This is a genomic window from Sinorhizobium medicae, from assembly GCF_007827695.1.
GTDB classification, from domain to species: domain Bacteria; phylum Pseudomonadota; class Alphaproteobacteria; order Rhizobiales; family Rhizobiaceae; genus Sinorhizobium; species Sinorhizobium medicae.
This window is the reverse complement of the sequence record NZ_VITA01000001.1, coordinates 25,859-39,836: the sequence shown is the minus strand read 5'-3', so window position 1 is coordinate 39,836 and position 13,978 is coordinate 25,859. Positions and strand designations below refer to the sequence as shown.

Sequence of the window (13,978 nt, the reverse complement as noted above, 5' to 3'; positions counted from 1 at the left end):
TTCGACCTCGGATGCAAGGAGATCGCACATGACCTGGCTTGGAAATCTTGCGCCCTTCGCCGCCGCGCTCCTGTTCCTGTTGATCATCGTCGCCTATGCGATCAGGATACTCAGGGAATATGAGCGCGGCGTCATCTTCACGCTCGGCCGCTTCACGGGCGTCAAGGGGCCGGGGCTCATCCTGATCCTGCCCTATGTACAGCAGATGGTACGCGTCGACCTCAGGACCCGCGTTCTCGACGTGCCGAGCCAGGATGTCATCTCGCGCGACAATGTTTCGGTGCGGGTCAGCGCGGTGATCTATTTCCGGGTCATAGACGCGGAGAAGTCGACGATTCAAGTCGAGGATTTCATGACGGCGACAAGCCAGCTTGCGCAGACGACGCTCAGGTCAGTGCTGGGCAAGCACGATCTGGACGAGATGCTGGCGGAACGTGACCGGTTGAACGAGGACATTCAGAAGATCCTGGACGTGCAGACCGACGCATGGGGCATCAAGGTCGCGACGGTCGAGATCAAACATGTGGACATCAACGAATCGATGATCCGTGCGATCGCCCGGCAGGCCGAGGCCGAGCGCGAAAGACGCGCCAAGGTCATCAACGCGGAGGGCGAACAGCAGGCGGCCGCAAAACTGCTGGAAGCGGCCGAGATACTGGCCCGGAAACCTCAGGCCATGCAATTGCGCTATCTCAGCACCTTGAATGTCATCGCTGCCGAAAAGAACTCGACGATCATCTTCCCGTTCCCGATGGAGATCGCCGACATGCTGGCGACAAAGAAGGAGGGTTCCTCCTAAAGCGCTTCCAGGAAAAGTGTGCAGCGGTTTTCCGCCCGGAAGGGCGTGATTTAAAAAGCGCTTGCAGGAAAAGTGTGCAGCGGTTTTCCCTCCGGATGTGGGAATTGTAAGCGACAGGTCACAAATGCCGAAGAGAAGCGCGGGTATTCTGCTCTACAGATATGAGGCGGGCAACCTCCTGGTTCTGCTCGTCCACCCAGGGGGACCCTTCTGGAGCAACAGGGATGTCGGCGCCTGGTCGATCCCGAAAGGCGAGTATGATGCCGCCGAAGAACCCGAGGCGGCCGCGCGGCGGGAATTCCTCGAGGAGACCGGGATCGCAATCGGCGGTCCTCTGGAGTTCCTTGGTGAAGAGCGCCAGAAGAGTGGCAAGCTCGTTACGGCTTACGCGCATGAGAGTGAATTCGACGTAGACAGCCTGCGCAGCAACGTGTTCGAGGCAGAGTGGCCGCCGCGAAGCGGGCAAATGCACTCCTTCCCCGAAGTCGACCGCGCTGCATGGTTCACGCCTGCAGAGGCGCGCAGAAGGATAAACGCCTCGCAGCGGCCATTCATCGATCGTCTGGAGGCGTTGCGAAGCCGCCGGGCGCCCTGACACGCAGCGTTCGGGCGATTGCGCTCCGCCGAGCTGCATCAGTGGTTGGTGGTGTGCAGTCCCGGCTGGACCGGTCTCCCGCTGAATGCTAGCTTGCCCATATCGGAGCCCATGTCGGGGCGGTAAGCCTCGGCTTCGACGCCAGGTACGATCTGCACAGGCAGTCCGAGGCGTTCAAATGCCGCGAATTCCTCGTCGACTGCCATCGGATTCCCGGACCGGAGGCGCACCACGTTCTTTCCCTTCCGGACCAGCGCCGCAATGTCTCCCTGGACGAGAATCGCGTTGCTGCTGCTGCGATCCTTGTCGCTGCCTGCGACAGGGACGCGCCTCGCCTCCCGGCGCGCCAGTTCAAGGACCTCGTCCTGAATGCATTCGTCAAAGAGTATCACGTCGGCAGCCTGCAGCGCGCGGACCGCCTTCAAGGTGAGGAGTTCCGCGTCGCCGGGTCCTGCCCCCACGATGGTGACGCGGCCGATGGCGGAGGGGCGCGTGACCTGACGATCCGCCTCCGCCATCAGCCGCATCTCCACACCCTGCTCCGGTTTGCCGAGAAAGGCCCGGTCGACGAAACGTTCCCAGAAGATGCGGCGGGCAGCCCCAGGGCTCAGACGGGCATTCACGCGATCGCGGATAGCCTGGGCAATCGACGCCCAATGCTTGAGCGCTGGCGGCAGCAGGGCCTCGATCCGTCTGCGGATCGCCTGCGCCAGTATCGGCGCCGCGCCATCGGTCGAGATCGCGACGATCACGGGCGAGCGGTTCACGATCGATCCGAACTGAAATTCGCAGAAGGCCGGCTTGTCGATGACGTTGACGGGCACGCCTGCGGTTCGTGCGGCATGGAAGAACGCTTCCGCCTCGGATTGCTCGTCACAATCGGCAATGGCGATTGCCGCGTCTCGAAATGCGTCTGCATGCCAGGCCTTATCGTGGTGAACGAAACGGCCGAGCTCATGCGCGGCTCCACGGGCGAGGACGTCGAGGAAGAGATCGCTCAGTATCGCGCGCGGCGCATAGACGTGAACTTCCGCACCGCAGGCCGACAGCAGTTCGGCTTTCCAGGCGGCTGCATCGCTGCCGCCGGCGACGAGCACCCGTTTGCTCTTCAGAGGCCAGAAAAGCGGCAGCGTCGCGAGCGCGGCCACGCGCTCTCGCTTTGCGGGCCGCTCACTCTGCTGCGACGGTGAGGCAAGCATTTATGATTCCCCTGATTTCGGCACGGCAGGAGCCGCAATTGGTGCCGGCGCTGAGCTTTTCGCCCACCGCTTCGACGCTATGGCATCCGACGCGCACGGCGGCGGTGATCTGGTTGACGCCGACACTGAAACACGAGCAGACGGTCGCGCCTGGGTCGGGGGTGTCGGCACCCGGGCGGCCGGCGACCACTGCGAAACGTTTGCCAAGATTGTGATGCGACGCACGGAGCTGCGATACCGCCCAGTTGCGCGCGACGGCGACAGGCTGCGGGGAAAGAAACAAGGTGGCCAGCAGCCGGTCCTCTTCGAAAAAGGCGAGGCGAAGCTCGCCTGAGGTGCGGTCCGTATAGCCGATCGGCTCTATCTCGGAAGCGATCCCGAACGTCTTCCGGCACCAGTCGGTCCAGTCAATTTCCTTTTCGGCGAAAGCGAGTTCCATCCGCCATCCGCCTTCGGCCCTGGCGATCGCCCAATAGGCGGCGTCGAGCTCCGCAGGCCTGTGCGCCGAGACCGCGAAGCCATAGACCGCTGCTGCAAGGCGACCCGCACGAACCGTCATATGCTTCGATGCCGGCTGGCCGGAAACAGGGTCGGTGATGGGCGCAACCAGTGCATCGATCCGCGCCCTGGAAGCGAATTGATCGTTCCAATGCATCGGCACGAACAGATTGCCTTCCGCCTGTCGGTCGGTGACGAGTGCCCGGACAATTGCCGCCCCATGCGGACTTTCCAAGGTCACGAGGTCGGCGCCGCTGACGCCGATCGCCTGTGCGTCGCGCGGGTGAATCTCGACGAAGGGCTCGGCCAGATGGCCGGAGAGCCGCGCGCTCCTGCCGGTGCGCGTCATCGTGTGCCAATGGTCGCGCACGCGGCCGGTATTGAGCGTGAACGGGAAGGCCGCGTCGCGGCGTCTCGGCCCGGGCACCTCGATGGCAACGAAGCGGGCGCGGCCATCCGGATGGAAGTACCGGCCGTCCGCGAAAAAGCGCCTTTGCTGTGGCGTGCTGCCCCTGGTCTGCGGCCACTGAAAAGGTTTCAGCCCGTCATAGGCGGCGCCGCCGATCTCCGCATGGGCGCTGATGTCGAAATCGCGGCGCCCGTTGTTCTCGAAACCCGAAAGCGCCGCATGCTCAGCGAAGATCTCGGCCTGTGAATTGTAGGCGAATGCCGGGGCGAAGCCCATGCGTTTACCGACTTCGGCGAGTTGCCACCAATCGGGCCGCGCCTCCCCGGGGCCTCGCAGAAAGGCACGCTGGCGCGAGATGCACCGCTCGGAATTGGTGACGGTGCCATCCTTCTCGCCCCAACCCAGCGAGGGCAGAAGCACGTGGGCGTGGCGGGCCGTGTCGGTATCTCTCACGATGTCGGAGACGACGACGAAGGGGCAGGCCTTGATCGCCGCTTCGACGGCATCGGCATCCGGCATCGAGACGACGGGATTGGTTGCCATGATCCACAAGGCCTTGATCCGCCCGTCCGCAACGGCGCGGAACATGTCCACCGCCTTGAGGCCGGGCTTGTTCGCCACTGCCGGCGCGCCCCAGAAACGGCGCACCTGATCACGGTGGAGCGATTTCTCGATATCCATATGGGCCGCAAGCATGTTTGCCAGCCCTCCGACCTCCCGCCCGCCCATGGCATTTGGCTGTCCGGTCAGGGAAAACGGCCCCATGCCCGGCCGGCCGATGCGTCCGGTCGCAAGATGGCAATTGATGATGGCATTTACCTTGTCGGTACCGGCGGCAGACTGGTTGACGCCCTGGCTGTAGCAGGTCACGACGTTTTCAGTCGTCTCGAAGAGCCGGTAGAACGCGCGAAGCTGCGCCTGCGTCAGGCCGGTCGCGTTGGAAACTGCCGGAAGATCGAGCCTGGATGCCACCGCCACGGCCTCGTCGAAACCGCTCGTGCACTTCGAGACATAGTTCCGGTCGATCACGCCGCTGGCGGCGAGATGGGCAAGCAGGCCGTTGAAGAGGGCGACGTCGCCGTCCGGCGAGATCGCCAGGTGCATGTCGGCGATGTCGGCAGTCATGGTGCGGCGTGGATCGATGACGACGATCTTCATCTCAGGTCGGTTCGCCTTGGCAGCTGAAAGGCGCTGATAAAGCACCGGATGGCACCAGGCCAGATTGGAACCCGTCAGGACTACGAGTTCGGCGAGTTCCAGGTCCTCGTAAACGCCCGGCACCGTATCCGAGCCGAAGGCGCGGCGGTGGCCCGCTACGGAGGAGGACATGCAAAGCCGAGAATTGGTGTCGATGTTTGCTGAGCCGATGAAACCCTTCATCAACTTGTTGGCGATGTAATAGTCCTCCGTCAGCAACTGTCCCGAGACGTAGAAGGCAACCGAATCGGGACCGTGCTCGGCGATAGCATGCGAAAAGCGTTCGGCAACGAGGTCGAGCGCCTCGCTCCAGCCTGCGCGACGGCCGCCGATTTCCGGATGAAGGAGGCGGCCGTCGAGATCGAGCGTTTCTGCGAGCGCCGATCCTTTCGAACAGAGCCTGCCGAAATTGGCAGGATGCTCCGGGTCTCCCTTTACGCTCACGGCGCCGTCATCACCCAGACGGGCAATGACGCCGCAGCCGACTCCGCAATAGGGGCAGGTGGTCTTGACCTCGTGCGCCATGCCTATTCCGCCGCCGCCAGTGCAAGGCTCTCAAGCGCAACATAGAGGGCGCCGTTGTCGTTTTTCACGGGAATCGTGCGCACCTCGCCCTCGTCCGGGCCCAGTGCCTTGCCGGTTTCGAGCGAGATCACCCAGTTGTGCAACGGACAAGTGACGGCCGTTCCGTGAACGATACCCTGGGAGAGCGGTCCTCCCTTGTGCGGGCAATGGTCTTCGATTGCGAATACCTCGTTCTCGGCCGTGCGGAAGACGGCGATCTTGCCGGTGGGCGTCCTGATGCAGCGGGCGCCGCGCAACGGGATGTCGTTGATATCGCCAATTGCTGTCCAGTTCGTCGTCATCGCATCACTCCGCTGCCTGATTGAAGCCGACCGTCGCCATCGGCCGGAACTCGTGCTTGTCCTTGCCGGAGACGCGCTCTGACCAAGGGTCGACCTGAGCGAATTTCTGGCTGAAGACGAAGCGGTCGAAATAGGCCTTGCGCTTTTCCGCATCGCCCATGATCTGCCGGCGGATCTCGTCGAGGCCGACGCGCTTTGCCCATTTGTAGATGCGCTCGAGATAGCGGGCCTGCTCCCGATACATCTGCGTCAGCGCGACGATATGTTCGAGCGCCTCGTCCTCGGTTTTGACCAGCCCCAGGACTTCGGTTCCCTTTATGTCGAGACCGGCGGCACCTGCGAAGTGAATCTCGTAGCCGGAGTCGACGCAGATGACGCCGATATCCTTGCAGGTCGCCTCCGCGCAATTGCGGGGGCAGCCGGAGACCGCCATCTTCAGCTTCGCCGGGGTCCAGGAGCCCCACATGAATTTCTCGATGCGGATGCCAAGCCCGGTCGAATTCTGAGTGCCGAAGCGGCACCAATCGGAGCCGACACAGGTCTTCACGGTTCTGAGCCCCTTGGCGTAAGCCTGCCCGGAGACGAAGCCCGCTTTGTTGAGGTCTGCCCAAACGGCGGGCAGGTCCTCCTTCTCGATGCCAAGCAGATCTATGCGCTGGCCGCCGGTCACCTTTACAAGCGGCACGTTGAACTTGTCTGCGACGTCGGCGATCGCCCGAAGCTCCCTGGAATTGGTGACGCCGCCCCACATGCGGGGTACAACGGAATAGGTGCCGTCCTTCTGGATATTGGCGTGAACGCGTTCATTGATGAAGCGCGACTGGTAGTCGTCGGCATATTCATCCGGCCAATCGCAGACGAGGTAGTAATTGAGGGCCGGACGACACTTTGCGCAGCCGCAGGAGGTCTTCCATTCGAGTTCCTGCATGACGGCGGGGATCGTCTTCAGCTTCTTCGCCTTGATCAGGCGCCGCACGTCGTCATGGCCAAGATCGGTGCAGTTGCACATCGGCTGTACAGCGGCCGGGTTGTAGCTGTCACCAAGCGTCAGCGACATGATCTGTTCGACGAGGCCCGTACAGGAGCCGCAGGAGGCGGACGCCTTGGTGTGGGCACGTACGTCGTCGAGCGAGGTCAGCCCCTTGGAGGTGATAGCCCCGACGATCCTGCCCTTGCACACGCCGTTGCAGCCGCAGATTTCCGCATCATCCGGCAAGGCTGCAACGGCCGCCATAGGGTCCAGCGGAGATCCTCCCTGGTAGGCCTGGCCGAAAATCAGTGTGTCACGCATCTCGCAAATATCGGTGCCGCGATTCAAGAGGTCATTGAACCAGGCACCGTCACCGGTATCGCCATAAAGCACTGCGCCGACGATCCGGTTCTCCTTGAGAACCAGCCGCTTGTAGATGCCGGCGGTGGCATCGCGCAGCACGATTTCTTCACGTCCGTCGCCATCGGCGAAGTCGCCCACGGAATAGAGGTTGATCCCCGTGACCTTCAGTTTCGTCGGGGTGTCGGAGTGAGCGAAGGCAGCGCGACGGTCGCCTGCGAGGTGAGACGCGGCGATGCGTGCCATCTCGTAGAGTGGCGCGACGAGACCGTAGACCATGCCGCCGACTTCGGCACATTCGCCCAGCGCCATGATGTTCCCGTCGGACGTCTGCATTCCGGCATCGACGACGATGCCGCGGTTGACGGCGAGCCCGGCCTCCTTGGCAAGGCCTGCATTCGGACGGATACCGACGGCCATCACGACCAGCGTCGCCGGAATGATCCGGCCGTCCTCGAGTTCGATGCCCTCGACTTTCTCCTCGCCCACAATGCGTTTGGTGTTGGCCTTGGTCAGGACCTTGATACCGCGCTCCTCGACCGCCTTCTGCAGGAGATAACCCGCGGCGGGGTCGAGCTGGCGCTCCATCAGCGTCGGCATGACGTGCAGAACGGTGACGTCCATGCCGCGCGCCTGAAGGCCGGCGGCCGCCTCAAGTCCAAGCAGGCCGCCGCCGATGACCACGGCTTTTTCGCGCGATTGCGCCGCGAGCAGCATCGCTTGGACATCGTCGAGATCGCGATAGGTGATGACGCCGCGCAGGTCCTTGCCCGGCACGGGGATGATGAAGGGCACGGAACCGGTGGCGATCACCAGCTTGTCGTAGCTTTCGGTGACGCCGTGGTCGGAGGTTACGGTTTTCGCCTCCCGATCGATCGCAACGATCTTGTGCCCCTTGTATAGGGTGATCCCGTGCTTGATGTACCATCCATCGCCATGGATGATGATCTCTTCGTAATCCTTTTCACCGGATAGTACCGGCGAGAGCATGATGCGGTCGTAATTGACGCGCGGCTCGGCGTTGAAGATGGTCACGGCGTAGCGCCCGGGCGCCTTTTCGAAGAGCTCTTCAAGCATCCGGCCCGGAGCCATGCCGTTGCCGACGACGACGAGTTTTTCGAGTGCAGTTTCAGTCATGTGGTCACTCCGCAGCTTCGACGAAGCAGGCGCTCGTCGAGGATTGAGCAGGCTTCGCAGCATCAGGTAGGTTCGGTTTCGTTGCCGGCGGAAACCGGCATAAAAAAACGCCGCTCGGAAATCGCGCTCCGCGGGGAAACCCTTACGGAGGCAAAGACCTTGCGACGTCGGTGTCTTCGGCAGGCGTATGCGGCGCCTGGGCTCGCTTCGATCGCCGTTGATGGAAGCAATTTACGAAAAGCAAATGCCGTGCCAAGCGTTTGTCGTTTGCCTATGGCGTTGAAAAATCTGGCAAAGCGTGGAGAGTGGCCCTTGGCTAAAAGCAAACCGTCTGGTTTAAAAGTAGGCCGTTTGCACTTAGTGATGAATTTTTGTGCCGCTGCGCATGGATCCTCGGGTCAAGCCACGAGCGTCGTTTCTGCAGGTGGCTACGTCGAAAAGACGAATCCACACTGGCGGGATTTGTATTTCGAGCTTTGGAGCCTTGCTGGTGGAGGGCCCCGCGCTCAGACGTCATCGACCGGGGTCTGGACCCCGTCCTTTCCAAAGACGGTAAAGGACTTGATGTAATCTTCGATCCTGTCGGGATCGAAGACATGGCCGTCAATGAAGCGGTCGCCGTCCGTTGCTCCTTCGAGGCTGCTGCTGTCCGCGTCAGCCGGTAACGCGTCCTTGCCGAGCGCTCCCCGGTAGAGGTCCGGCCGATAGGCCGAGACGCTCGCTTCGAAGCCCTCTCTGGACAAGGTTGTCTGCCCCCAGCGCACCATTTGACTGTAGATCCAGAGCGCCTGGCTGGGGCGCGGGAAATTGGCAAAGCCGGCGTGGAAGACGAAATAGTTCTCGACGACGCGGCGATTTCCCTCGGGGTCGATCGTGAATTCGCCCGCAAGTACCCGTCGGATTATATCGACCGGCGCGCCCAGGTGGCGATCCTCGGCCAAGACCTCGGCGAGGCGGGCGCGGTTCTCTGGAACGTCCGACCAGCGGGCCGCTCGGTCGAGCGCAACGATCAGGCGCGAAACTGTGTCCGGCTTCGCCTCGGCCCATTCGGGGCGCATGCCGATGACCTTTTCCGGTGCCGATGGCCAGATGTCCTGCTTCGTCGCGACGATGCGGCCGACGCCGCGTTCCGATGCGATCATGTTCCAGGGTGCGCCGACGCAGAAGCCGTCGATCGCGCCCGCGGACAGGGCGTCGGAGGTCATCGGTGGGGGGACAACGACCAGCTTGACATCGCGATCGGGATCGATGCCGCCTGCCGCAAGCCAGTAGCGGAGTTCGTAATTGTGCGACGAGAACGGGTAGGTGACGCCGAGCGTCAGCGGCGGCTTGCCGGCTGCCGCTGCGCTGCGGACGACTGCCGCGAGGGCCCGGGCGTTCCTCAACGGATCCGCGGCTCCTCCGAGCCTTCCTTCCTCTTCCATAAGGCCGTAGATGCGCGTCGACAGAGTGATGGCATTGCCGCCGCGCCCCAGCGAAAAAGGGGCAATCGTCGGCGACGGATTTGAGCCGAGGCCGAGCCTGGCGGCAACCGGCATTGGCGAGAGCATGTGGGCAATGTCGAACTGACGGAAGGCAAGCCTGTCGCGAACATTCGCCCAAGAGACGTCCTTGACAAGCTCAAGGGTAATACCCTCGCGCTGCGCAAACCCGAATTCGGCGGCCGCGATCAGCACGGCTGCATCGACGAGCGGAATGAAACCGGCGCGGATGGTCCGCTGTCCCTCATTGCATATTCTTCCAGGGGCAGGAAGGGCGCTGCCGGTGGAGAGCTTACCGCCTCTGAATTCACTTTTCTTCGTCAACACATTCACTCCGCTGTCTCCTCAAGGTGCCGCGGCTCACCGGATCAGCAATCCGGCGGCGGTTACGACGCTTTGCGCGATCTCCGCAATCTTCTTCTTTTCGTTCATTGCGGTCTGACGCAGCAGTGTGAAAGCTTCCTCTTCCGAAAAGCCACGCATTTTCATGAGAATGCCCTTGGCGCGCTCTACGAGTTTGCGCTCCTCGAGCGCGGATTTGGCGTCCGCCAATTCGCGCTGAAGCCGGCTGAAGGCCTTGAAGCGGCTGACGGCCATATCGAGGATCGGTTTGACGCGTTCTTTTCTCAGGCCGTCGACGATATAGGCGGAGACGCCTGCCTCGACCGCCGCCTCTATGGCGGCCGAATCCGAGCGATCCACGAACATCGCAATCGGCCGGCCGACTGTGCGGGTCAACTGGAACAGATGCTCCATCATGTCCCGGTTGGGGTTCTCGATGTCGATGACGATCACGTCGGGCTGGAGCGTCTCGATGATCCGGGCTACACCATGCACCTCATGAATGACGGTGACTTTTCCGTGCCCGGCTTCGCGCAAGCCTTCCTCAATGATCGAAGCACGGATGGCGTTCTCGTCAATCACAAGAATGGTGAGGTCGAAGTGGGTCATGCCGCATCATGATGCGGCGCAGCAATTTTCGCAATATAGGAATGCCTAAATATTTTGCTTTATAGTACAATGCCTAATAGACGTGCAATTTTATTTAGGTCTGGCGCAAATTCAGGCAGGCGTGTTTGTTGGCGACGCATAGCCGAACGCTCTCTCCCAGAGGCTCGTTGAACGGAACTCCCAATCGCGTGCAGTGAGCTGGCGCACATCCGGCTGGCCAGCCAGCACCTTTAGAAGTTCCAGGCCGTCGGCCCGTTTTTGGTCCATATAGCCCGTTCGGAGCCGGCCTATCGCGAGATCGGCGTTCGCCATGATGGTGGCGCGCGCGGCGATAGCAGCAAAGGTTCGCTCCTTGTAGAATATCGAGGCAGCAGCCTCAGCAATCCGCGCGCAGTCCTCGACGGACAAGGATTGCGCTTCCAGAAGCCGGCGAAGAGTGCTTCTGATATTGACGAGCGGAAGGGTCAGCGGCGCATAGCCGAGTTCCTCGGGAGCATGGAGCAATGCAACGTCAGAATCGTCTTCGAGTTCGCCCGTCGCGTACTGGCGATAGATCTCGCCGATTCCGACCATTCCGAAGGCAGCGCACTCGGCGGCGCGCAGAGCGCCCATGCTTGCCGAGCCGAAAACCGCCACGCCTTCGGAAAGGGCAAAGAGAATTTCCTTGTGCCAGACGGGAGCGACATATTCGAAATTGCCGTCGATGAGACCGATGGCCGCCGCCCCGTCGCGCACAGCCCGGAGAATGTCGCCCTGGCCGGCCGGCGCGCGGATCGTCAGTTTGTCGCCCGTCAATCGTGCGGCATCGGGAACCGTCGGGCCGACGAAAACGACCTTCATCTGTTCTCAGAAACCTCAGGAGGGGGCGAATAGCGGAGACAGCCGGTCAGCCGCCATTCTGTCGTCATGGACAGCGATGCACGTCACAGCCGTCAGCCATGGAGAGGTTCCGTGTGCCGGGTGCCGGATTGAGCCGGCGTCTGGTCCGATTCAGGTGATTGAGCCATCGCCGCGACGAGGGAGATGATCTTCTTCCGGAGCACCGGGTCGGCGATTTTAAGGAAGGCCCGATTGAGTGCGATGCCCTCTTTCGAGGCTACGAAGGATGAGATCTCCTGCGATTCGTGAATGTCGCCAGAGGGCCTGCCCGACTGAGTGCTTCCTTCTTCCTGCTGAAAGAAAAAGCTCGGATGCACACCGAGTATGTCGGCAATAGCCTGCAACCGGCTGGCGCCGATGCGGTTTGTGCCTTTCTCGTATTTCTGGACTTGCTGGAAGGTGATGCCCAGCCCGTCGGCAAGCTTTTCCTGGCTCAAGCCGATCATCAACCGGCGCATGCGAACACGCGAGCCCACAAAGGCGTCGATCGGGTTAGGATCCTTTTTGTTCATCTGCTAATCTCCTTCGAGCTCGATTCAACTTATCTCATATAAGTTTGCTTGAATGGACGCCGCGATGCAATCAGCACGCGCCGCTTTCTGGGGCAAAACGCAACTTTCCGTTCGAGTGCCGACTTGGGGCAGCACGCAGCCTGACGGGAGACTTCAGAATTTCAAGACGTTATCGTCAATAGGGACAGGATGAATCGAATCAGTGAGAGCCCGGGACTATGAGTGTTGAGTACAAATCAGAACCAAATGCCCTGCGGCGTTTTCCCGGCTCGATCGTCGTCATGGGGGTCTCCGGCAGCGGCAAATCGTCGGTAGGGGAGGCGATCGCCAAGGCCTGCGGCTATCCCTTCCTCGAAGGCGACGCGCTCCATCCTGCAGAAAACATCAGGAAAATGTCCGAGGGAGTTCCGCTCACCGACGATGATCGCTGGCCCTGGCTCGATGCGATAGGCGAGAGGCTGGCAAGCCGGGAGCCGGTCGTCGTTTCTTGCTCCGCCCTTAGGCGCATCTACAGGGATAAGCTTCGCGAAAGCGCTCCAAGGGGCTTGGCCTTCGTCTTCCTCTACGGCAGCGAGGCTGTGCTCTCCGAACGGATGCAGCACCGCACGGGGCATTTCATGCCGTCCTCATTGCTTCAGACGCAGCTTGCGACTCTCGAAGATCCAAGAGGAGAAGCGAAAACGATCGCGGTGGATGTTGCCCACCCCCTCGCGGAGATTGTCAGCGAGGCGCTGGAAGGTCTCGCCCGTCTGTAAGTTCGCGTTGCGCAATGGCCATGCCGGTCTTTGCAGATCGTGCTTGGCACGCCGGCTCTTTGGAAGGAAATTAGCCGAAGGCGATGCTATCGTTCGCGGGCGCGCTTTGCTCGACAATCGGGAGGTCGTGGAGCGCCGGGAGGAGACGGAAATGTTCGAAGCTGGCTTGAACTTCGCCTTCAGCGAGGAGATCGATGCGCTGCGCGAGAGCGTGCGCCGGTTCGCGAGCGAGCGAATCGCGCCGCTTGCCGACGAGGTCGACCGCAACAATGCCTTTCCGATGCCGCTGTGGCGGAAGATGGGGGAACTCGGCCTGCTCGGCATCACCGCCGACGAGGCCCATGGGGGGGCGGGGCTCGGCTATCTTGCCCATTGTGTAGCGATGGAAGAAATCAGCCGGGCATCCGCCTCGGTGGGCTTGAGTTACGGCGCCCATTCCAACCTCTGCGTCAATCAGATCAACCGCAACGGCAGCCCGGCACAAAAAAGCACCTATCTGCCGAAGCTGATCTCCGGCGAGCATGTCGGGGCGCTGGCCATGTCGGAGCCCGGCTCCGGCTCCGATGTCGTCTCGATGAAGCTCAGGGCCGACAAGCGCGGCGACCGTTATGTCCTGAACGGCACCAAGATGTGGATCACCAATGGCCCGGATGCCGATGTCCTGGTCGTTTACGCCAAGACTGATCCTGCCGCCGGACCGCGCGGCATCACCGCTTTCCTTGTCGAAAACACGTTTCCGGGCTTCTCGACGGGCCGGAAGCTGGACAAGCTCGGCATGCGCGGCTCGAATACGTCGGAACTCATCTTTACCGATTGCGAGGTGCCGCAGGAAAACGTGCTTGGAGCCCTTGGCGAAGGCGTCAAGGTGCTGATGTCCGGCCTGGATTATGAGCGCGTCGTGCTTTCGGCCGGGCCACTCGGCATCATGGCCGCTTGCCTCGATGTCGTCGTCCCCTATTTCCATGAGCGAAAGCAGTTCGGACAACCGATCGGCGAGTTCCAGTTGATGCAGGGAAAGCTTGCCGACATGTATGTGAGGATGAATGCCGCGCGGGCCTATGTCTATGCTGTGGCTGCCGCTTGTGACCGCGGGGAAACGGCCCGCAAGGATGCGGCCGGCTGTATTCTCTATGCGGCGGAAGCGGCCACCGCCCTGGCTCTCGAAGCGATTCAGGCGCTCGGCGGCAATGGTTACACCAATGATTTTCCGGCAGGCCGCTTGTTGCGCGACGCCAAACTCTACGAGATAGGCGCGGGCACGAGCGAAATACGTCGTATGCTGATCGGCCGGGAGCTATTCGCCGAGACGAAATAGGCATGCGGCGGCGGTTCTGCCGGCCGGTAAGCACAACGCCGACGAAGAAGAGGGC

12 protein-coding genes are annotated in these 13,978 nt (G+C 61.8%); 4 read left to right on the top strand and 8 right to left on the bottom strand.

What is annotated here, in order from left to right:
• Positions 1–28 precede the first annotated feature (28 nt).
• Complete coding sequence (locus FB009_RS00200; RefSeq protein ID WP_018012071.1) at positions 29–799, top strand: slipin family protein; 771 nt, start codon at positions 29–31, stop codon at positions 797–799.
• A gap of 124 nt (positions 800–923) precedes the next feature.
• Positions 924–1,394 (top strand): NUDIX domain-containing protein, encoded by a 471-nt coding sequence (locus tag FB009_RS00195; protein WP_018012070.1) that lies wholly within the window; start codon positions 924–926, stop codon positions 1,392–1,394.
• A gap of 38 nt (positions 1,395–1,432) precedes the next feature.
• Here the strand turns inward: FB009_RS00195 and FB009_RS00190 are convergent, their stop codons facing one another.
• The 8 genes from FB009_RS00190 to FB009_RS00150 all read right to left on the bottom strand — a co-directional run bounded on the left by FB009_RS00190 (position 1,433) and on the right by FB009_RS00150 (position 11,853).
• Positions 1,433–2,593, bottom strand: a complete 1,161-nt coding sequence (locus FB009_RS00190) for a siroheme synthase family protein (protein ID WP_018012069.1) — start codon at positions 2,591–2,593, stop codon at positions 1,433–1,435.
• Positions 2,565–5,222, bottom strand: coding sequence for a nitrate reductase (locus FB009_RS00185; protein ID WP_101795427.1), 2,658 nt, complete (start codon positions 5,220–5,222; stop codon positions 2,565–2,567). Before FB009_RS00185 ends, FB009_RS00190 begins: the two co-directional genes overlap by 29 nt.
• A 2-nt stretch (positions 5,223–5,224) precedes the next feature.
• On the bottom strand, positions 5,225–5,563 hold the full coding sequence (gene nirD / locus FB009_RS00180; RefSeq protein ID WP_024312173.1) for a nitrite reductase small subunit NirD: 339 nt from the start codon (positions 5,561–5,563) through the stop codon (positions 5,225–5,227).
• A gap of 4 nt (positions 5,564–5,567) precedes the next feature.
• Positions 5,568–8,030 carry a nitrite reductase large subunit NirB gene (nirB, locus tag FB009_RS00175; RefSeq protein WP_018209867.1) on the bottom strand — a complete coding sequence of 821 codons (2,463 nt, stop codon included), beginning with the start codon at positions 8,028–8,030 and terminating at the stop codon, positions 5,568–5,570.
• Positions 8,031–8,536: 506 nt separating this feature from the next.
• On the bottom strand, positions 8,537–9,844 hold the full coding sequence (locus FB009_RS00165) for a CmpA/NrtA family ABC transporter substrate-binding protein (RefSeq protein ID WP_024325270.1): 1,308 nt from the start codon (positions 9,842–9,844) through the stop codon (positions 8,537–8,539).
• Between the two features lie 27 nt (positions 9,845–9,871).
• Entirely contained in the window at positions 9,872–10,462 is a 591-nt protein-coding gene (locus tag FB009_RS00160; protein ID WP_012061461.1) for an ANTAR domain-containing response regulator, read from the bottom strand.
• Positions 10,463–10,573: 111 nt separating this feature from the next.
• Positions 10,574–11,302, bottom strand: coding sequence for a TfuA-like protein (locus tag FB009_RS00155; protein WP_018012065.1), 729 nt, complete (start codon positions 11,300–11,302; stop codon positions 10,574–10,576).
• A 92-nt stretch (positions 11,303–11,394) separates the two neighbouring features.
• Positions 11,395–11,853 (bottom strand): helix-turn-helix domain-containing protein, encoded by a 459-nt coding sequence (locus FB009_RS00150; protein WP_012061463.1) that lies wholly within the window; start codon positions 11,851–11,853, stop codon positions 11,395–11,397.
• A 218-nt stretch (positions 11,854–12,071) separates the two neighbouring features.
• Between FB009_RS00150 and FB009_RS00145 the strand changes: the two genes are divergently transcribed.
• A complete protein-coding gene (locus FB009_RS00145) occupies positions 12,072–12,608 on the top strand; it encodes a gluconokinase (RefSeq protein ID WP_024312175.1) in 537 nt (178 codons plus the stop codon).
• A 151-nt stretch (positions 12,609–12,759) separates the two neighbouring features.
• Positions 12,760–13,923 (top strand): isovaleryl-CoA dehydrogenase, encoded by a 1,164-nt coding sequence (locus tag FB009_RS00140; RefSeq protein WP_024312176.1) that lies wholly within the window; start codon positions 12,760–12,762, stop codon positions 13,921–13,923.
• Positions 13,924–13,978: the final 55 nt, after the last annotated feature.

What these genes read in the sequence shown, in the direction of transcription:
- FB009_RS00200 (WP_018012071.1), top strand. Translation starts at nt 29, where the DNA reads ATGACCTGGCTTGGAAATCTTGCGCCCTTCGCCGCCGCGCTCCTGTTC.
- FB009_RS00195 (WP_018012070.1), top strand. Translation starts at nt 924, where the DNA reads ATGCCGAAGAGAAGCGCGGGTATTCTGCTCTACAGATATGAGGCGGGC.
- FB009_RS00190 (WP_018012069.1), bottom strand. Translation starts at nt 2,593, where the DNA reads ATGCTTGCCTCACCGTCGCAGCAGAGTGAGCGGCCCGCAAAGCGAGAG.
- FB009_RS00185 (WP_101795427.1), bottom strand. Translation starts at nt 5,222, where the DNA reads ATGGCGCACGAGGTCAAGACCACCTGCCCCTATTGCGGAGTCGGCTGC.
- nirD (WP_024312173.1), bottom strand. Translation starts at nt 5,563, where the DNA reads ATGACGACGAACTGGACAGCAATTGGCGATATCAACGACATCCCGTTG.
- nirB (WP_018209867.1), bottom strand. Translation starts at nt 8,030, where the DNA reads ATGACTGAAACTGCACTCGAAAAACTCGTCGTCGTCGGCAACGGCATG.
- FB009_RS00160 (WP_012061461.1), bottom strand. Translation starts at nt 10,462, where the DNA reads ATGACCCACTTCGACCTCACCATTCTTGTGATTGACGAGAACGCCATC.
- FB009_RS00155 (WP_018012065.1), bottom strand. Translation starts at nt 11,302, where the DNA reads ATGAAGGTCGTTTTCGTCGGCCCGACGGTTCCCGATGCCGCACGATTG.
- FB009_RS00150 (WP_012061463.1), bottom strand. Translation starts at nt 11,853, where the DNA reads ATGAACAAAAAGGATCCTAACCCGATCGACGCCTTTGTGGGCTCGCGT.
- FB009_RS00145 (WP_024312175.1), top strand. Translation starts at nt 12,072, where the DNA reads ATGAGTGTTGAGTACAAATCAGAACCAAATGCCCTGCGGCGTTTTCCC.
- FB009_RS00140 (WP_024312176.1), top strand. Translation starts at nt 12,760, where the DNA reads ATGTTCGAAGCTGGCTTGAACTTCGCCTTCAGCGAGGAGATCGATGCG.